The 18,297-nt window shown below is 65.4% G+C and carries 16 protein-coding genes; 10 read left to right on the top strand and 6 right to left on the bottom strand.

Annotation, left to right across the window (positions count from 1 at the left end; translation table 11 throughout):
- Positions 1–17: 17 nt before the first annotated feature.
- The 4 genes from AC3EC3_RS14375 (at position 18) to AC3EC3_RS14360 (ending at position 5,374) form a co-directional block, all read left to right on the top strand.
- The gene (locus AC3EC3_RS14375; protein ID WP_488490289.1) at positions 18–1,610 is read left to right on the top strand and encodes a sulfotransferase family protein; all 1,593 of its coding nucleotides are present in this window, start codon (positions 18–20) and stop codon (positions 1,608–1,610) included.
- Positions 1,611–1,728: 118 nt separating this feature from the next.
- Positions 1,729–4,260: a TonB-dependent receptor gene (locus tag AC3EC3_RS14370; RefSeq protein WP_488490288.1), complete on the top strand. Its 2,532-nt coding sequence runs from the start codon at positions 1,729–1,731 to the stop codon at positions 4,258–4,260.
- A gap of 84 nt (positions 4,261–4,344) precedes the next feature.
- Positions 4,345–4,728: a reverse transcriptase-like protein gene (locus AC3EC3_RS14365; protein ID WP_488490287.1), complete on the top strand. Its 384-nt coding sequence runs from the start codon at positions 4,345–4,347 to the stop codon at positions 4,726–4,728.
- 10 nt (positions 4,729–4,738) lie between these two features.
- Complete coding sequence (locus AC3EC3_RS14360; RefSeq protein ID WP_488490286.1) at positions 4,739–5,374, top strand: hypothetical protein; 636 nt, start codon at positions 4,739–4,741, stop codon at positions 5,372–5,374.
- Here the strand turns inward: AC3EC3_RS14360 and AC3EC3_RS14355 are convergent.
- Together AC3EC3_RS14355 and AC3EC3_RS14350 are read right to left on the bottom strand one after the other, a co-directional pair.
- Positions 5,361–7,058: a ShlB/FhaC/HecB family hemolysin secretion/activation protein gene (locus tag AC3EC3_RS14355; RefSeq protein WP_488490285.1), complete on the bottom strand. Its 1,698-nt coding sequence runs from the start codon at positions 7,056–7,058 to the stop codon at positions 5,361–5,363. The two genes, AC3EC3_RS14360 and AC3EC3_RS14355, sit on opposite strands and share 14 nt — an antisense overlap.
- Before the next feature lie 119 nt (positions 7,059–7,177).
- Positions 7,178–8,239 (bottom strand): hypothetical protein, encoded by a 1,062-nt coding sequence (locus tag AC3EC3_RS14350; RefSeq protein WP_488490284.1) that lies wholly within the window; start codon positions 8,237–8,239, stop codon positions 7,178–7,180.
- Positions 8,240–8,581: 342 nt separating this feature from the next.
- Here AC3EC3_RS14350 and AC3EC3_RS14345 point away from each other — a divergent pair, with 342 nt between their 5' ends.
- The gene (locus AC3EC3_RS14345) at positions 8,582–9,175 is read left to right on the top strand and encodes a hypothetical protein (RefSeq protein WP_488490283.1); all 594 of its coding nucleotides are present in this window, start codon (positions 8,582–8,584) and stop codon (positions 9,173–9,175) included.
- 2 nt (positions 9,176–9,177) lie between these two features.
- Positions 9,178–9,816 (top strand): glutathione S-transferase N-terminal domain-containing protein, encoded by a 639-nt coding sequence (locus AC3EC3_RS14340; protein WP_488490282.1) that lies wholly within the window; start codon positions 9,178–9,180, stop codon positions 9,814–9,816.
- Positions 9,817–9,849: 33 nt separating this feature from the next.
- Here the strand turns inward: AC3EC3_RS14340 and AC3EC3_RS14335 are convergent, their stop codons facing one another.
- Entirely contained in the window at positions 9,850–10,332 is a 483-nt protein-coding gene (locus AC3EC3_RS14335) for a hypothetical protein (RefSeq protein WP_488490281.1), read from the bottom strand.
- A gap of 83 nt (positions 10,333–10,415) precedes the next feature.
- Positions 10,416–11,807 (bottom strand): aminotransferase-like domain-containing protein, encoded by a 1,392-nt coding sequence (locus AC3EC3_RS14330; RefSeq protein ID WP_488490280.1) that lies wholly within the window; start codon positions 11,805–11,807, stop codon positions 10,416–10,418.
- A 107-nt stretch (positions 11,808–11,914) separates the two neighbouring features.
- On the opposite strand from AC3EC3_RS14330, the gene AC3EC3_RS14325 reads away from it, so the two are divergent.
- Positions 11,915–12,838, top strand: coding sequence for a DMT family transporter (locus AC3EC3_RS14325; RefSeq protein ID WP_488490279.1), 924 nt, complete (start codon positions 11,915–11,917; stop codon positions 12,836–12,838).
- Between the two features lie 2 nt (positions 12,839–12,840).
- On the opposite strand, the gene AC3EC3_RS14320 is transcribed toward AC3EC3_RS14325, so the two are convergent.
- The gene (locus tag AC3EC3_RS14320; protein ID WP_488490413.1) at positions 12,841–14,064 is read right to left on the bottom strand and encodes an MFS transporter; all 1,224 of its coding nucleotides are present in this window, start codon (positions 14,062–14,064) and stop codon (positions 12,841–12,843) included.
- A 457-nt stretch (positions 14,065–14,521) separates the two neighbouring features.
- Between AC3EC3_RS14320 and manD the strand changes: the two genes are divergently transcribed.
- Both manD and AC3EC3_RS14310 read left to right on the top strand, forming a co-directional pair.
- Positions 14,522–15,730 (top strand): D-mannonate dehydratase ManD, encoded by a 1,209-nt coding sequence (gene manD / locus AC3EC3_RS14315; RefSeq protein ID WP_488490278.1) that lies wholly within the window; start codon positions 14,522–14,524, stop codon positions 15,728–15,730.
- 85 nt (positions 15,731–15,815) lie between these two features.
- Positions 15,816–16,580, top strand: a complete 765-nt coding sequence (locus tag AC3EC3_RS14310) for a FadR/GntR family transcriptional regulator (protein ID WP_488490277.1) — start codon at positions 15,816–15,818, stop codon at positions 16,578–16,580.
- Positions 16,581–16,586: 6 nt separating this feature from the next.
- On the opposite strand, the gene AC3EC3_RS14305 is transcribed toward AC3EC3_RS14310, so the two are convergent.
- Positions 16,587–17,093 carry an Lrp/AsnC family transcriptional regulator gene (locus AC3EC3_RS14305; protein ID WP_488490276.1) on the bottom strand — a complete coding sequence of 169 codons (507 nt, stop codon included), beginning with the start codon at positions 17,091–17,093 and terminating at the stop codon, positions 16,587–16,589.
- 155 nt (positions 17,094–17,248) lie between these two features.
- On the opposite strand from AC3EC3_RS14305, the gene AC3EC3_RS14300 reads away from it, so the two are divergent.
- The gene (locus tag AC3EC3_RS14300; RefSeq protein WP_488490412.1) at positions 17,249–18,175 is read left to right on the top strand and encodes a DMT family transporter; all 927 of its coding nucleotides are present in this window, start codon (positions 17,249–17,251) and stop codon (positions 18,173–18,175) included.
- Positions 18,176–18,297 lie beyond the last annotated feature (122 nt).

Below are 18,297 nucleotides of genomic sequence, written 5' to 3'. Positions count from 1 at the left end.
GACATCGCTCAAATCGCATGACCGCGCCCTCAATCGCGCCCCATCGCTACGATCCGCGCCTGCTCGCGGCGGGCGCGGCCATGCATGCAAACGATCTGCCCCGCGCCGAGCCGCTGCTGCGCGCACTGCTGAAGGACGATCCCTTCGACGTGCGCGCGATCCGGCTAATGGCGGAGCTTGCAGGTCGCATCGGGCGCTATACCGATGCGGAGAACCTGCTACGCCGCGCGCTGGAGATCGCCCCTTCCTTCACGCCCGCGCGCGCCAATCTGGCACTGGTGCTCTATCGCACGAACCGCGCGAGCGAGGCGCTGGAGGAACTGGCGCGCGTCAATCTGGAAGAGCCGGACGAAGTCGGCCACGCCAACCTGCAGGCCGCCGCTTTCGGGCGCCTCGGCGCCTTCGAGGACGCACTGGCGCTTTACGAGCGGGTGCTGCGCGAAATACCGGACCAGCCGCGCGTATGGATGAGTTATGGCCATATGCTCAAGACGGTCGGGCGGCAGGACGAGGGCATTGCCGCATATCGCCGCGCCATCGCGCTGCACCCGGCGCTGGGCGAAGCGTGGTGGAGCCTCGCCAACCTCAAGACCGTGCGCTTCGACGAGGACGATCTGGCCGCGCTGCGTAACGCTCTGGCGCAGCAGGATTTGACGGCAGAGGACCGCTGGCACCTCGATTTCGCGCTCGGCAAGGCGCTGGAGGAACGCGGGCAAGCGGATGCGGCCTTCGCGCATTATGCTGCGGCCAATGCCCTGCGAAGAAAGCGTATCCCTTACAAGGCGGAAGAGACCACCGCGCAAGTCGATCGCACCATCGCCCTTGCCACGCCGGAACTGCTCGCGCAGGCCGCCGAAGGTGGATGTCCCGCGCCCGATCCGATCTTCGTGCTGGGCATGCCGCGTGCAGGTTCGACGCTGGTGGAACAGATTCTCGCCAGCCATTCGCAGGTCGAGGGCACCAGCGAACTGGCGGACATCGCCATGTTGGCGCGGCAGGTGCCGGATTATCCCGCAGGTCTTGCCGATCTTTCGCCCGAGACGCGGCGCGCTCTGGGAGAGGACTATCTCGCCCGCGCTCGCGTACAGCGCCACACCGACCGGCCGCTGTTCGTTGACAAGATGCCCAACAACTGGGTCCACGCGCCGTTCATCCGGGTGATCTTGCCGAACGCGACGATCATCGACGCACGGCGCCATCCGATGAGTTGCGGCTTTTCCAACTTCAAGCAGCATTTCGCGCGCGGTCAGGGCTTCAGCTATGACCTTGCCGACATGGGGAAATACTATGCCGACTATGTGCGGCTGATGGCCCATCTCGATCGCGTGGCACCCCAAATGGTGCACCGCGTCATCTACGAGCGCATGGTGGACGATACCGAAGCCGAAGTGCGCGCCCTGCTGGCTTTCTGCGGGCTGCCGTTCGAGCCCGCGTGCCTCGCCTTCCACGAGACGCAAAGAGCCGTCAGAACCGCCAGTTCCGAGCAGGTTCGTCGCCCGATTTATCGTGAGGGAACACAAGGTTGGCAGGCCTTCGCGCATCACCTGGAACCCTTGCGGAGCGCCCTTGGTGATGTTTTGGAATATTACCCTGATGCGCCACAAACGTGATAATTATGTCACTTTGATTGCCGATTATAACGCATAATTAGCAGCCCCGATTGACGATTGCTGCGCTGCAAGAGACCTTCACCGCACAGCATTTGAGGGGGCTTTAATGCGGGGTTCGGTGTCGCGTGCAGTCAAGTTCGTCGTCCTTGCCAGCTCGGCGCTGACCGCGCCCGCCGCGTTCGCCCAGCAGGCCCCGGCGACGCCCGCCAGCAACTCCGACGCCAGCAATACCGTCATTATCGTCACCGCGCAGAAGCGCAGCGAAAACCTGCAGAACGTGCCGATCTCGATCCAGGCACTGTCCACGCAGAAGCTGGACGAACTCAACGTCTCGAACTTCAACAGCTACGTCCAGCAATTGCCCTCGGTGACGTTCCAGTCGCTGGGCGGCACGCCGGGCACCAATGTCGTCTACATGCGCGGTGTTGCTTCGGGTGGGGACGGCAACCACTCGGGCTCGCTGCCTTCGGTGGGCGTCTATCTCGACGAGCAGCCGGTGACGACCATCGGTGGCAATCTGGACGTCCACATCTACGATGTCGCCCGGATCGAGAGCCTGTCCGGTCCGCAAGGCACGCTCTACGGTGCCTCGTCAGAGGCCGGCACCATTCGCATCATCACCAACAAGCCTGATTTCAAAGGCTTCTATGGTCGCGTCGATGGCGAGGTGAACTCGGTCGACCATGGCGGCGTGGGCGGCAAGCTGGAGGGTATGATCAATGCCCCGCTCACCTCCAACGTCGCGCTGCGCGTGGTCGGCTGGTATCAGCGCGACGCCGGATACATCAACAACGTGGCGGGTACGCGCACCTTCTGCGGCACAGCCACCACCGATGCCGACGGCAATGTCGATGGCTGCCTGAAGGACGGGATCAGCGTCAACAACGACCAGTTCGTCAAGAAAAACTACAACGATACAGAGATCTACGGCGGCCGCGCCGCGCTGAAGATCGATCTGGACGAGAACTGGACCGTAACGCCCACGGTCATGTACCAGATGACCAAGAGCCATGGCTCCTATGGCTACGATCCTTCGGTCGGCCCGCTGGAGACGCAGCGCTTCTTCGACGAATATCGCAACGATCACTTCACGCAGGCCGCGCTGACCGTGGAGGGCAAGATCGGCTCGTGGGATCTTACCTATTCGGGCGCCTATCTCGATCGCCGCGACCTGCAGGTCAGCGACTATACCGATTATGCCGAGGCCTACGATTCGCTGTACCAGTCGGTCGGCGGTCTCGCGAACTACTTCTATTATCAGGACGCTGCCGGAAACACGATCGACCCGCGCCAAAAGGTGGTCGGCACCGATCACTTCCGCAAGCTGAGCCAGGAACTGCGCATCGCCTCTCCGGCGGACGCGCCGCTGCGCTTCGTCGGCGGGCTGTTCTATCAGCGCCAGTCGAACTTCATCCATCAGGACTACCAGATCGCGAATCTGGCCCCCGATCTTTCGGTCAACGGCTGGCCGGGCACCCTGTGGCTGACCCAGCAGAAGCGCGTCGACCGCGACTATGCCGCCTTCGGTGAAGTCAGCTACGATGTGACGCCCACGGTCACGCTGACGGCGGGCGGGCGCGTATTCCGCTATGACAACTCGCTGATCGGCTTCTACGGCTTTGGCCGCAATCCGGGCGACGACTATACCGCCTCGCCCTACAACGGCGCGGGCTCCTCGAAAACCGGCGCGGTGCAGTGCTTTACCGACGATGGCGGGCGCCTGTACGACAATCTGGCCGCCGGCAGCGGATCGACCACGCTGCTGCCGGGCGTCGTCTCGGGCAGCCCCTGCACCAACCTCGGCGTCTACGACAACGGCACGGTCAAACCCGTCACCGCCAAGGGCAACGGCGTGACCTACCGCTTCAACGCGCAATGGAAACCCAGCCGCGACGTGATGCTCTACGCCACATGGTCGAAGGGCTACCGGCCCGGCGGCATCAACCGGCGCGGAGACTTCGGATCGTACAAGCCCGACTATCTCGTGAACTACGAGCTTGGCTTCAAGACCACGCTGCTGAACGGCCTCGTGCGCCTGAACGGCGCGATCTACCAGCAGAACTGGCAGCATTTCCAGTTCAGCTACCTTGGCCCCAACAGCTTCACGATCATCACCAACGGCCCCAATGCGCGCATCCGGGGCGCCGAGCTGGACGTGGCGGCGGGCAACGGACCACTGACGGTCAACTGGTCGGCCGCCTATACCGATGCCAAGACGCGCCAGAACCTGTGCTCGACCTTCGATGCCACTTTCACCTGTGCAGGCGATGGCAACTCGATCGATGCGCCTGCGGGCACGCGCCTGCCGATCACGCCCAAGTTCAAGACCAGTGCAACCGCGCGCTACACCGTGCCGATGGGCGAGGCAAAGGTCTACGGTCAGCTCAACGGCATGTTCCAGACCTCGGCTACGCCGGACCTGCGCGTCGCCTATGCCGAGGCAGAGGGCAAGCTCAAGGCCTATGGCCTCGTCAATCTGGCGGTGGGATCGGAGTGGTCGAGCTATTCGCTGGAGTTCTTCGTCTCCAACCTGTTCGACGTGCGCGGCGATCTGTCCAAGTATATCGCCTGCGGCGTCTGCACCCAGCGCACCTACATCGTGCCGACCACGCCGCGCATGATCGGCATCCGGGCAGGCGCGAAGTTCTGATCGCTGGCTCTGATCACTGGCCCCGGCTTTCTTCCGTCTCGCACCTCCTCTAAGGATCGGCGCGAGACGGCAGGGATGTGAACGATGACGCGGCGCAGGGTAAAGGTGTTCTTCGACGGCGGCGCTCGCCCCAACCCGGGGCCGACCGAGGCCGCAGTAGTGGTGCGCGGCGAGGTCCATCTGTTCGATGACTCCACGCCTGCCGACAACAGCGGCGCCGAATGGCGCGCGCTCCTTCATGCGCTGGAACTCGCGCAGAACCTCGGCCTCACCGACGTGGAACTGATCGGCGACGCCCGCGAGATCATCGACAAGGCGAACCTTGCGCTCACCACTGGTATCCCGACAAACCCGCATGCCACCGAGCTGCTGGCGCTGGCCAGAAACGGCGCACCGGCCCGCATCCGCTGGATCAAGCGCGAGCAGAACCTCGCCGGCATCGCGCTGGCCAAGCGGCATCCTCGGTAGGGAATGCAGCATGCATAAGCAGGAAATGCGAACAACTGTCGAGGCCGCGATGCTCGTCGCGGCGTTCCCCGCAGCCTATGAAATTCCGGCCCAGAAAGCCGGTGCAGCAGCAGCAGAGCTCTTCGCACCTCGCCAATGGACGGAGTTCGTTCCGCTTCGTTACGGGACGGAAACGATCCTGATTCCGGCCCGCCTGCATTTCAGGGCTGACGACGGTCCGCTATCCGCAAACGGCTCCACGAACGACAAGGCTTGGCTTCTCTTCCGCGCCTTGCAAACCCGCAGCAACGACGGGTTCGAGCGCCAGCGCGCGGCACGCGATCTTCTCGCGGCTCCTCAACCCTGGGCAGCGCCGTTCCTCATCCTGCTGATGGGAGAATATATCGTCGAGATACTGGAAGACATATCGAACGCCATGTCGCCGGACCTCGAACAGATGCTGCGTGCCTGCATCGCGGATAACGAAACGTTCTGGGCCACGATCAAACGGAGGATCGCCAGCTACTGGAACGTGTACTACCGGCACGCTGCGGGGAATCAAGGGCGCGAACACTACCTTTGGGCCGACTACCCCGGCTTTCACCTGATCCGCCTACTGGAAGCGCGCCCTTTCGTCACGCGCGCAGATCCCCTCACTGCTTCATAGACAGGTTCCAGCTGACCAGCACGCGCCAGTCGTTGTCGAAGCCGGGCACCGGCAGGTTCCACGGCTTGGCGAGTTCGAGGCCCAGCTTCGCACGGCGGTTCCAGTCCACCCGCACACCGCCGCCCCAGCTGCCCAGCGTCAACCGCGTCTTGAGGTAGGGGTAGCGCTCCAGATAGGTGGTGCTGCCATAGTCGATGAAGGCATAAAGCTCGCTCGCGCCGAAGGCCTTGGAGCTTTTCTGCAAGGGCAGCCACGCCAGTTCGCCGGACCCTGCATAACCGCGATCGCCGTTCAGCAAACCGTCGTCGAAAGCGCGCCCGAACGTGTCTCCGCCCAGCGTGAAGCGCTGCGCGGCGGGCAGCGGATCGCCGGTCCAGCGCGCCTTGCCCGAAACCCGCACGACCACCGCCTTGCCGACCACGCGCACGGCCTCTCCGGCCACGTCGTAGTACCGGAAATGATCGGTGCCGACGAGCGGGTCGACATGGGCGGAACCGGGATCGAAGCCTTGCGTGATCCCGGCCTGTATCGCGAGCACCGAGTGCGTCTCGTTCATCCGCCACAGCGCCGAGGCCTTGGCCGCGAACGTGCGCTCCGCCGCGATGGTCGAGCCGAAGCTGGCGTTGTTGGAATCGAGGAAATCGACACCGCCTGCCAGTGTCAGGTTGCGCCGCGCGGAGCGGATCAAGGGATAGCTTAGCTGCACGCCCGCCGCATCGGCATTGCCGGTGATGTCGGTGCCCTTGGGTTTGGTGTCGAGGTGGGCATAGGTCACGCTGGCGGTCAGGCCGTCGGCCCCGATCGGCGCGGAGTAGGCCGCGGTGCCATAGCGCAACTGCCTGAAATCGGCCGAAGCGGTGGCATTCACCGTCAGCGCATCGCCCGGCGTCAGCACGCTGTAGGCCCGCCCGGTGCCGGTGAACACGCCGCCCTTCACATATGTCGCGGTGCGGCTGGAAAACCCGAAGCCAAGCGTGGGGCGGGCCGGGATCAGGTCGAGATCCAGCATCACCCCGCCCGGATCGCTCGCCCGCGTCAGCGACGAGTTTACCTTCAGGCCCGGAATATCCTGCACCAGCCCCACCGACCGCTCGAAGCGCGCACGGGTCAGCGGACGGGCGTGCGGCAAGGGCTCGACGATGCGCTTGACGAGTTCGGTTGGTCGACCGCCGATCTTCCCGCCCCCTTTCTGGCCCCCACGCATCTTGCCCCGGATCGTGACGCCGGAAATATGCCCCTCGGCGATGGCGATTTTCACCACGCCGCCGGCAAAGTCCTGCTGCGGAATGGCCAGCGTGAACAGCGCAACGCTCGATTTCGCATAAGCCTTGCTCATCGCAGCCGCGAGGACCTTGAGCGTCGCGGTCGAGGCCGGGCGCCCGACGAAGCCCTGCGCCGTGTTCGCCACGCTGCGCGGCACACCGGGACCGATGAAGCGGATCTCGCGGATCGTCACGTCCGGGCGTCCACCGGATTCCACACGCTCGGCCGGTTTCGGCGTAGCGACGGGCAGCGGGGTCTGCGGCACGTCAATACGATCGCGACCGGTCGGGGCCAGCGGACCGGGCTGGGCTATCGCCCCGCCGGGCTGGAGAGCTGCCGCAGCGGTGGCGGGATGTGGCGCAGTCAGGAGCAGGCCGCCTGCCACGCAGAGCGCGGCGCGGTGCCGGTAAGGATAGGGCATATCAGGAGCATCCCGTTGTTCGGGAAAGAGGATGTGCGACCGGCCCTGGCGCGGGCGGGATGGGGGGTGAAGGGCCCGTGAAAGGACCGGTCGCAGCAGGAAACGTCAAGCGGCAGGCCTCAATGGCTGCCGCTGAGCGCCCCCAAGGTGTTGCCGACAGCCGTGCCGACGGTATTGAGTGTCGTGCCGACGAGGCCGGTTCCGGTCCCTGTCGTGGTGCCGCTGGTCGCGGTCAGCCCACCCGTCAGTCCACCGGTCACGCCAGTGAGCGTGCCCGTCAGCGATCCGGTGGCCGAAGTGCCTCCCGCCGAAGCGCTGCCGCCCGCTGTCGCACTGGTTCCCGACAGGCCGGAGGTGAGCGTGGAGGTCACGCCCGTCACCGCCGTCAGCACACCGCCGACCGGGTTGGTCGTGCCCGACGCACTGCCCAGCAGCGTGCCCGATTGCAGGTTGGTGCCCGGCGCGATGGTAAGCAGACTGCCGTTGCTGGCAACGCCCACCGTCAACAGCGATCCGTTCGCCTGCGTGGGCGAAAGCAGGCTGGCCTGGATCGCCGGGGTAACATTGGCAGAACCGATCGCAGCGGTCTGGCCGATCGTCACGTTGACAAGCTGCCCCGGTGCGGCGGTCAGCCCGTCGACCAGATATTGCTGGCCTTGCCCGGTCTGCACCAGCGCCACGCCGGTCTGCTTGACCACGCCGATCACCGTGCCGACCAGATTGCTGCCGGTGGGATCTGCGGCATCGACGACCTCGGCCAGCTTCAGCCCCTGATCGGCAACCACGTTGACCAGTTGACCGGTTTTCACCTCGACCGTGGAAATCACCGGATTGATGTTGCCAAGATCTCCGGTGTTGGCAAGCAGGCCCGTGCCGGCGACACCGCCAGAGCCGACCAGACCGCCGGTCGCGATCACGTTGGTCAGGCCAAGGCCAGTCCCGTTTGAACCATTGGAACCATTCGATCCGTTCGATCCATCGGACCCATTCGAGCCGTTAGATCCATCCGACCCGTTGGAACCGTTAGCCCCATCGGAGCCGTTCGAGCCATTCGATCCGGTCGCCCCGGTGGAACCGACACTTGCGACACGGTAACTTCCCGAGGATTCGCAGGCCGACAGCATCAGGCAGGCCGCACCGAGAAGCAGGACGGCACGGGGTGCAATTCTTGGCGTCATCATCGCTCTTGTCCTCTCAACTGAACCACTGGCCCCACCCCCGTGACGGAATGTCCATGGCACACACTAGGGAAACAGCATTGGAGCGCGATTAAGCCTGCAAAGGGGCGCAAATGAGGGTTTTGCGTGGCTCCAGCGCTCTGGCCATCGCGCTGCAATCCTCTGCGGCAAGGCCGCAACATGCACTTTTGAACGCTCCATTTCGGAGTGTTCCCGATTTTACGCAGATTGCCGAGGCGCTGGGCCAGGATCGGCACGCCCGACTCATCGTGCCCCGCCTTCGCTTGGCGCGACGCGCTGCGTCGGCTAGAGGCGCGCAATCCCGTTTCCAAGATCGAGCCTTCCATGCAGCCAGCCAAAGACCTCCTCCAGCTCAGCCAGCGCGTCGCGGCAAGCCATGGCTGGGCCGCAGCGAAAGCGTTCAAGGGCTGGCGCTGGAGCGAGGCCGATCAGGCCACGATCGCCACTACCGCAACCGCGCTGCTCAAGGTCTTTCCCGGCAGCCATGGTCACGAGGCAGCGCTGAGCGCCGCGCTCGCCGTACAGCTGGAACGCCGGCTGGGCGCGCCGGTGCAACTGGTCGCAGGCACGCTCAGCCTCGATGGCGTGCCGGTGATCGGCGATCGCCAGCCGTTCGACGGCCCCGCTGTGTTATCTCAGGACGAACCCGCCTTTGCAGGACACCTGTGGGTCATGGCCGGTGCCCACGTAATCGACATCGCCCTGTTCCGTCTGGCCGCCTCGCCCGAATGTCCACCCGAGCTTGCTCGCCATGTCCATCTGACGTTCGGCCAGGGCAAGGGCCTCTATGCCGACCGCTGGCGCGGCGCGAAGCGCACCGGCCTCTCTTGGGAGCCGCAATACGTGCTGAGCGAGGCCGAAGTCACCGGCCTGATGGGCACCGCCTTCCGCCTGATGACGGCGGCGAAAGAGGGCTGAGCATGACGCTACCGGTGCTCTACAGCTTCCGCCGGTGCCCTTACGCAATGCGGGCACGGCTGGCGCTGGCGGTCTCCGGTTTCGCCTGCGAACTGCGCGAGATCAAGCTATCGGCCAAGCCCGAGGCGATGCTGGCGGCCTCTTCCAAGGGCACCGTGCCGGTGATGGTGATGCCCGATGGCGCGGTGCTCGAACAGAGCCTCGACATCATGGATCACGCGCTCGAAGCCTGTGACCCCGAGCACTGGCTGGAACGCCGGAACGAGGCGCTGACCGCCCGCAACGACGGCACCTTCAAGCACGACCTCGACCGCTACAAGTACCCCGAGCGGCACGATGCCGATGCCGCAATGCATCGCGCCGGGGGGCTGGCCTTCCTCACCGATCTGGAGGCACGGCTCGGCGCCGCGCCGTTCCTCGACGGCGAGACACGCGGGTTCACCGATGCCGCGCTGATACCCTTCGTGCGCCAGTTCGCCGCCGTCGATGCCGCATGGTTTGCCGCGCAACCCCTCCCGCAAGTCCAGCGCTGGCTGGCCGACGCCCTCGCCGCACCACTGTTCGCCACCGTCATGCTGCGCGTACCGGCATGGGCACCGGGCGACGAACCGGTGATCTTTGCAAGCCCTCAGGCGGCGTAGACGAGATGGTATCCGCTGGGTGAGAGAGGGTGGTTAGCTGTCGTTCACGATCTCAGGGGCACTTCTGACCCAACCATCGAACCAGTCTGTGTCCCGGATTAAATCGGGACGCTCGGCGACCACGGCGAGCGACGGGTCAGGAGAGGTGGGCGGCGCATCCTCGTGCCGCAGCAAGAGAAGAGCTTGCCCGTCATAGCCGAATGTAACGGCACGACACGTTGCGATTGAGCGGACATCGCCGCCGCCAGCGTTGTTCGGATCAACGGATCGACGCAGCCACCCGCGCAGGGACTCTGTCGTGTCCAGTTGGATAACATGCGGAACTGCGACATCCTCGCTCCACGACACACCCGCCTCCTCTCCGGGATTCGTCCACACCGCGGAATAGTGGAAGCTATCGCCGCCTCGCCTCAAACAGCCGAGCACGATGTCTGCGATGAGGTTGACCGCAGCCGTCGTGCGCTCGCTCTCTTGGCCGAAGATTTCAAACGACGGGTCGATGATGTAAGCCTTCATAATGCGATCATGACAAAAGACGCAAACGTCTGCCATGGGGCGTTTGCAGGCCATTCGGATTCTTCCGCTCTGCCTGGCTCACCCTAGCAGCGTGCTTCGGATAAAGCTGTCGCGATCACGCCCAGCGCATGGTCGCTGGTCTGTGCGACATTGAAGCGGGCAAAGCCGCTGGCGCTCTGGCTGGGGCTGAACACGTTGCCCGGCGCCAGAATCACGTCGTGCGCAAGGCAGGCGCGGGCGAGCGTGGCACCGTCGGTGCCGGTCGGCAGGCGGCACCACAGGGTATAGCCGCCGCCGGGATCGCCCTGCGACACGATGCCAATCTGCGCCAGCCTTGCGGCCATCTGCCGTCGCGCGGGGACAAGCCTGCGGCGCAGGTCCTCCATGTGGCGCCGGTAGCTGCCACTGGCCAGCACATGGCTGACGACGCCCGATGCCAGCGCATCCGGCCCGCCGAAGCTGGTGGCCAGCTGGAGGTCGGTCAGCGCCGCGATCCATTCGGGCCGCGCGGCGATATAGCCGCAGCGCAGCGCCGCCGAGAGCGTCTTGGAAAAACTGCCGATGCGGATCACGCCCGAAAGCCCGTCGAGCGCGGCCATCGTCGGCGCGCCGGGAGCGAAATCGGCGTAGATGTCGTCCTCGACGATGACCATGCCATGCGCTGCAGCTATCGCCGGAAGCCGGTGCGCGGTGACAAGGCTGAGCGTGCCCCCGGTCGGATTGTGCAGGCTGGAATTGGTGATGTAGAGGCGCGGCCGCTCGCGCGCGACGATCTCCTCGAACACCTCGGGATCGGGGCCGGTCTCGCCGAACGGCACGCTGACCGTGCGAACCTTGTGGACCGCGAGCAGCGCCTGGAAATTGAAATAGCAGGGATCGTCGAGCAGCACCGCATCGCCGGGACGCAGCAGCAGGCGGCAGATCAGGTCGATGGCGTGACTGCCCGAACCGGTCAGCAGGATCTGCCCCGGATCGCAGATCAGCCCCTCGCCCGCGAACCGCAGCGCGATCTGGCGGCGCAGCACCGGATCGCCCGCCGTCGTGCCATAGGCGGCCAGTGCGCCGGGCTGCCGGCTCACTTCGCGCAGGGCCTTCTGCAGCGCCGCGTGCGGCAGCCAGTCCGCCGGTAGCCAGCCGCAGCCGGGACGGTCGCTGGCAGCCGGACTGTCAAGCGACTGGCGAGAGACCCAGAACGGATCGATGGCATGGTCGCGCCCCGCCGTCTGGGCGGACGGGCTCTGCGGCGCGGTGGCAAGGTGGCTGACGAAGAAGCCGGAACGCGGCACCGCCTCGATCAGCCCTTCGGCGACAAGCCGGTCGTAGGCCTCCACCACCGTCGCCGGTGAGACGCCGAAGCTCTCCGCGCTGCGCCGGACCGAGGGCAGGCGATCGCCTGCACACAGCAACCGCGTGGCGATCCGCGAGCGGATGCCCGCCATCACCCGGCCCGTCTGCGTGCGGTCTTGCGTCGCCATCTGTATCCCTTCCTGAACCAGTACAGAACATGTTATCTGTATCGCACTGTGCCTGGTCTGCAAAGCCGCGAAGCGGCAAAAGCGCCCGCTTGAAGAGGACGCGAGCCATGCAGAATACCGCACAGACATCAGGCCATCGAACGACAGCCCCGCTGGCGACATCCCCCCGAACATCATCCCGTCAGAGCCTGCTCAACGGGTTGCTGGCGGTGGTGATCTTCAGCGGCTCGATGCCGGGAACGCGCGTGGCGGTGCTCGGCTTCACGCCCTTGCTGCTGACCAGCCTTCGCGCGCTGATCGCGGGAGCGCTCGCCGCGCTGATGCTCGCGCGGTTCCGCCAGCCCGCGCCCGACGCGCGCCAGTGGCGCCAGCTGGCGGTGGTGGCGCTGTGTTGCGTGATCGGCTTTCCGCTGATCTCGGCGCTTGCGCTCCAGCACATGTCCGCCGCGCGCTCACTGGTGTTCATGGGCCTGCTGCCGCTCAGCACCGCGACTTTCGGGGTGATCCGCGCGGGCGAGCGCCCCTCGCCCGCGTTCTGGCTGTTCGCGCTGACAGGCGCGGCGGCGGTAGCCGGTTTCGCGCTGACGAAGAACGCCGAATCCTCGCTGCTGGGCGATGCCTTGATGATCCTGTCCATTATCGTGTGCGGCCTCGGCTATGCCGAAGGCGCGATCGTCACCCGGTCGCTCGGCGGCTGGCAGGTCATCAGCTGGGCACTGGTAATGTGCATTCCGCTGGCGCTGGCAGGCGTGATCGCGTTCTGGCCTGCGCAGGGACTTGGCCCCGTACCGCTGCAAAGCTGGATCGGCCTTGGCTATGTCTCGGTGTTCTCGATGCTGATCGGCTTCATCTTCTGGTATCGCGGACTGAGCCTTGGCGGCATTGCCAGCGTCAGCCAGTTGCAGCTGCTCCAGCCCTTCATGGGCCTGGGCCTTGCCGCGCTGCTGCTGCACGAACAGGTCGGCCCGGCGATGCTGGGGGTGATGGCGCTGGTCGTCGGTAGCGTGGCAGGCGCCAAGCGCTTCGCCTGACCTCAACCACGCTTCCTCAGCAGGGTCCAGAGCACCGCCATGCCCGCCAGATCGAGCGCGCCGAGCGCCGCGAACAGCGGGGAATAGCCGAACAGGTCGGCGCTCTGACCGATCAGCAGCGTGAACAGCATGCCGCCGATCCACGCACAGGTGCCCGCCATGCCGCTGGCGGTGCCGACCGTCCGGCTCTCGAAGGCATCGGCGCACAGGGTCAGGAGCGCGCCGTTCAGCATCTGGTGCGCAAAACCGCCGACACAGAACAGCGCCACCGCCATCCCCGGCGACGTGGCAAGACCAAGACACGCAGGGCCCATCATGCACAGCGCCCCGATCGACATCGTGAGCTTGCGCGAGGTCAGCACGTCGGCGCCGCGGCGCATCAGCACCGGCGGCAGCAGCCCCGCCGCCAGCGAACCGAGATCGGCGGCCAGGAACGGCATCCACGCCCACAGCGCGATGCTCTGCAGATCGAGGTGCCATACCGCCACAAGATAGAGCGGGATGAAGAAGTTGAAGGTCTGCCATGCAGGCTCGGCAAAGAAGCGGGGGATCGCGATGGCCCAGAATGCCCGGCTGCGCAGCACCGCCATCCGCGTGGCCGGACGGTCGCCCGGAGCATCCTCGCCCTGCCCTGCCGCGATGGCAGCACGCTCCTGCTCGCCAAGCCGCGCGTGGCGTGCGGGCGTCTCGTAACCCCACCACCACAGACCCGCCCACAGCAGGCTGAGCGCGCCGGTCACGAGAAACGCCGACTGCCAGCCCCAGGTCAGGATGCAGAAGATCACCAGCGGCGGCGCGGCAACCGCACCAAGGCTGGTGCCCATCTGGAACGCGCTGGTCGCCAGCGGGCGCTCGGCCGCGGGGAACCACTCGGAGACGGTTTTGGCCCCTGCCGGGATCGCCGCCGCCTCGCTGGCGCCCAGCAGCCCGCGAAACAGGGCAAGGCCCTGCCAGTTCACGGCAAGGCCATGGCCCATGTTGGCCAGCGCCCAGCCGACCGCGAACAGGAAGAACCCCAGCCGCGTCCCCAGCAGATCGAGCACGCTGCCCGCCACCGTCTGCATCACCGTATAGGCAAGCTGGAACACCATCACGACATAGCTGTACTGCGCCGTCGACATGTGCAGTTCGGCCCGCAGCGTGGGTGCGGCCACCGACAGCGTCGAGCGCGCCAGATAATTGAGCACCGTGCCGAGCGTGACCAGCCCGATGATCCACCAGCGCAAGTGCCGGATCGGACGGCGACGCCCCGCCTTCACACGCGAAGGCGCGCCTGCAGTCTCAGTCTCAGTCACAGGGCAGGAGGAAGCCGCATCTCCGGCGACGGATTCAGGTTGCACAGGCCAACTCCCGTTTCGGGGCCACCTTGCGCGGGCGACCATCTTGTTCGGCATGCTGAAAATGGCCTTACCAAAATCGATCTGTCAATGCGCAAGATGCAGACACTTTCGCGACAGGACCGCAGCGCAGCACTGCAATGCATTGCATAACCATCGAAAAATGCTTGCAGATCCACCGCCCTAGCTACGCGTAATGCCGCAGAATGGCGATCACTTCGGCTCCCTATGCGCAAGACGCATTCAGGTAATTCATCTGGTATATTGCAAATATCTGGCCTGACCAATATACCAGCCAAAACACCATGACGGCTCGACATGGGCCGCCCCCCTGAGGAGACACTTCGTGAAAATCACCGGCGCCCGCGTCATCGTCACTTGTCCGGGCCGCAATTTCGTGACGCTGCGGATCGAGACCGATCAGGGCGTGCACGGGATCGGCGATGCCACGATCAACGGGCGCGAGAAGGCCGCCGTCGCCTATCTCGAAGATCACGTGATCCCCTGTATCATGGGCATGGACCCGCGCCGGATCGAGGATATCTGGCAATATCTCTATCGCGGCGCCTACTGGCGGCGCGGTCCGGTGACGATGCGCGCGATCGCCGCCGTCGACATGGCGCTGTGGGATATCAAGGCCAAGATGGCGGACATGCCGCTCTACGATCTGCTCGGCGGCAAGAGCCGCGAGCGGGTGATGGTCTACGGTCACGCCAACGGCGCCGACATCGCCGAAACGGTCGACGCCGTGGGCCACTACATCGACATGGGCTACAAGGCGATCCGCGCGCAGACCGGGGTGCCGGGCATCAAGGACGCCTATGGCGTGGGACGCGGCAAGCTCTATTACGAACCGGCCGACGCCGCGCTGCCCTCCGTCACCGGATGGGATACCCGCAAGGCCCTGAACTATGTGCCCAAGCTGTTCGAGACGCTGCGCAACACCTATGGCTTCGATCACCACCTCCTGCACGATGGCCACCATCGCTACACCCCGCAGGAGGCCGCAAATCTGGGCAAGATGCTGGAGCCCTACCAGTTGTTCTGGCTGGAAGACTGCACCCCGGCCGAAAATCAGGAGGCCTTCCGGCTCGTGCGCCAGCACACCGTCACGCCGCTGGCGGTGGGCGAGATCTTCAGCACGATCTGGGACGCCAAGGACCTGATCCAGAACCAGTTGATCGACTATATCCGCACCACCGTGGTCGGCGCCGGTGGCCTGACGCACTTGCGCCGCATCGCCGATCTTGCCGCGCTCTATCAGGTGCGCACCGGCTGCCACGGCGCGACCGACCTCTCACCCGTGACGATGGGCTGCGCGCTGCACTTCGACACCTGGGTGCCCAATTTCGGCATCCAGGAATACATGCGCCACTCCGAGGAAACCGACGCCGTCTTCCCGCACGACTATCGCTTCGAGGACGGGCATCTGATCTGCGGCGAGACCCCCGGTCATGGCGTCGACATCGACGAGAAGCTCGCCGCAAAGTACCCTTACAAGCCCGCCTACCTCCCCGTCGCCCGGCTGGAGGACGGCACGATGTGGAACTGGTAAGCCAGCGCGTCGGGATCGACTGATCGGCGGCTCAAATTGGTCAGCAGGATTGTCTTACCGCCCGCTTTGTGGGATCGTGGCCCTCATGTCGGAACGTATCAAACTTTACCAGCGCGTCGCCCAGCAGCTTGAGCAGTTCATCCGCGATGGCCGCTATCAGCCGGGCATGCGCCTTCCGGCCGAGCGCGACCTTGCCGAGCAGTTCGAGGTCAGCCGTCCCACCGTGCGCGAGGCGGTGATCGCGCTGGAAATCCGCGAGCTGGTCGAAGTGCGCCACGGCTCGGGCGTCTATGTCAGCGAAGTACTGCCCGCCAGCCCGCAGCCGACCGAACTCAACGTCGGCGCGTTCGAACTGATCGAGGCGCGGATCATGTACGAAGGCGAGGCCGCCGCGCTCGCCGCCTCGGTGATGACGGAGGAGGAACTGGCCCAGCTTGGCGAAATCCTGGGCGAAATGGACCGCCTCGACCCGGCTTCCGCCGAGGAACTCGCTGCCGATCGCGCCTTTCACCTCGCGATTGCCGAGGGGACACGCAATTCACTGGTCGCGCAGTCGATCGAGCACTTGTGGGACTTGCGCGAACAGTCGCCGCTGTGCAGCCACATGTTCGCACAGGCGCGGCGCGAGGGCGTTAATCCCCGCCCGGACGAACATCGCCAGATCTACGACGCCCTGCTCGCCCGCGATGCCGACGCCGCCCGCAGCGCCATGCGCGCCCACCTCACCCGCGTTTCAGAAGACCTGCTGGTCGTCACCGAACTCGAACTGATCGAGAAGGCGAAGCAGGAAATCACCGAGAAGCGCCGCCGCCTTGGCGGCTCCCCCGCACGCGAGGCCATGGAGCGTTAACGCGCGCTACGGCACCACGATCTCCGCGCCCGCCTTCACCCGGTCGAGCGCGATGAAGCTGCGGAAGGCGGCGACCGCCTCGTTGTCCGCAAACAGGCGCCGCGTGATCGCTTCGTAGGCGACCATATCCTGCGTCACGATCACCAGCATGAAGCTGATGCCGCCGGTCACATAGTAGCACTGCTGCACTTCGGGCGCGGCAAGGAACAGCGCCTTGGCGCCATCGACCGTGCGCGGGCGCTCGTCCACCAGATCGACCTCGACGATCGAGGTGATCGTCATCCCCAGCGCGCGGGTATCGAGGATGGCGACATTGCGCTCGATGATCCCTGCCGCTTCCATCGCCGCGATCCGCCGCTGCACGGCCGCCGCCGAGAGGTTCACCGCCTCGGCAATCCGGCGCTGGGGCATATGGCTGTCGCGCTGGACGATGCGCAGGATCGCGCGGTCGAACGAATCGAGTTCGCGGCGCGATCGGGTGGATTCGGGATTTTTCGTCGTTCTGGCGGTCATGAACGGGTTTTTGTTTCATCGAGGGGCATAATCAAGAGCGCAAAACCCGTTCAAGGCAGGGTATTTCTTCACCAGACGCCGCCATGGAGCCCGATGTGACGCAGACCCTTGCCGAAAGCGCCCGCTCGGGAGGCGCCTCTACAAGCCAGACAACCTTGGGCATCGCCTGCGGCATGGGTGCCGGGGCGCTGTGGGGCCTCGTCTTTCTGGCGCCGGAACTGGTGCGCGCGTTCACCCCGCTGCAACTGGCGATCGGGCGCTACCTCGCATACGGCCTCCTTGCCGCTGCCTTGCTGTCCCCGCGCTGGGGACGGCTGATGCGCGTGCTCGACCGGTCGGAATGGCGGGCGCTGGCCTGGCTCGCGCTGACCGGCAACACGATCTACTATGTCCTGCTCTCCAGCGCGATCCAGCTGGGCGGCATCGCCATGACCTCGCTGGTGATCGGCTTCCTGCCCGTCGCCGTCACCATTATCGGCAGTCGCGACCATGGCGCGGTGCCGCTGCGCAAGCTCGCGCCCTCGCTGGTGCTGTGCATGGGCGGCGCGGTGTGCATCGGCTGGCAGGCGCTATCCGCCCCCACCTCCGGTTCGACCGCGACGCAGATCACCGGCCTTATCTGCGCCATCGGCGCGCTGATTTCGTGGACGACTTATGCGGTCTGCAACAGCCGCTGCCTTGCCCGGCTGAAGCATGTCTCCGCCCACGACTGGAGCCTGCTGACCGGGATCATGACCGGCGCGCAGGCGCTGCTGCTGATCCCCGTCACCGTGCTGTTCGAACCCTTGCGCCATTCCGGCACGGCATGGCTCCTGTTCACCGGCGTCTCGCTGGCGGTGGCGATATTCGCCTCGATCGTCGGCAACGGGCTGTGGAACCGGATGAGCCGCCTCCTGCCGCTGACCATGGTCGGCCAGATGATCCTGTTCGAGACGCTGTTCGCGCTGCTTTATGGTTTCGCATGGGAGCACCGCCTGCCCACGCTGCTGGAAACGGGCGCCTTCGCGCTGGTGGTGCTGAGCGTGACGAGCTGCATCTCCACCCACCATCGCACCGCGAAACTCTTGGCAACGGTGGAGTGAATGCGCGCCAAGGGTTGATCGACATTCAGATGATGACGAGCCGAAAATGGTGATTTTTCGAGACCCGGAGCGCAGCGTACTTCCTGTACGTGAGCACTGGAAGCTCGGGAAACCGCCATTTG

It is taken from the genome of Novosphingobium sp. BAM6, from assembly GCF_057784955.1.
The sequence above is the reverse complement of the archived record's forward strand: the minus strand, read 5'-3'. Positions and strand labels throughout refer to the sequence as shown.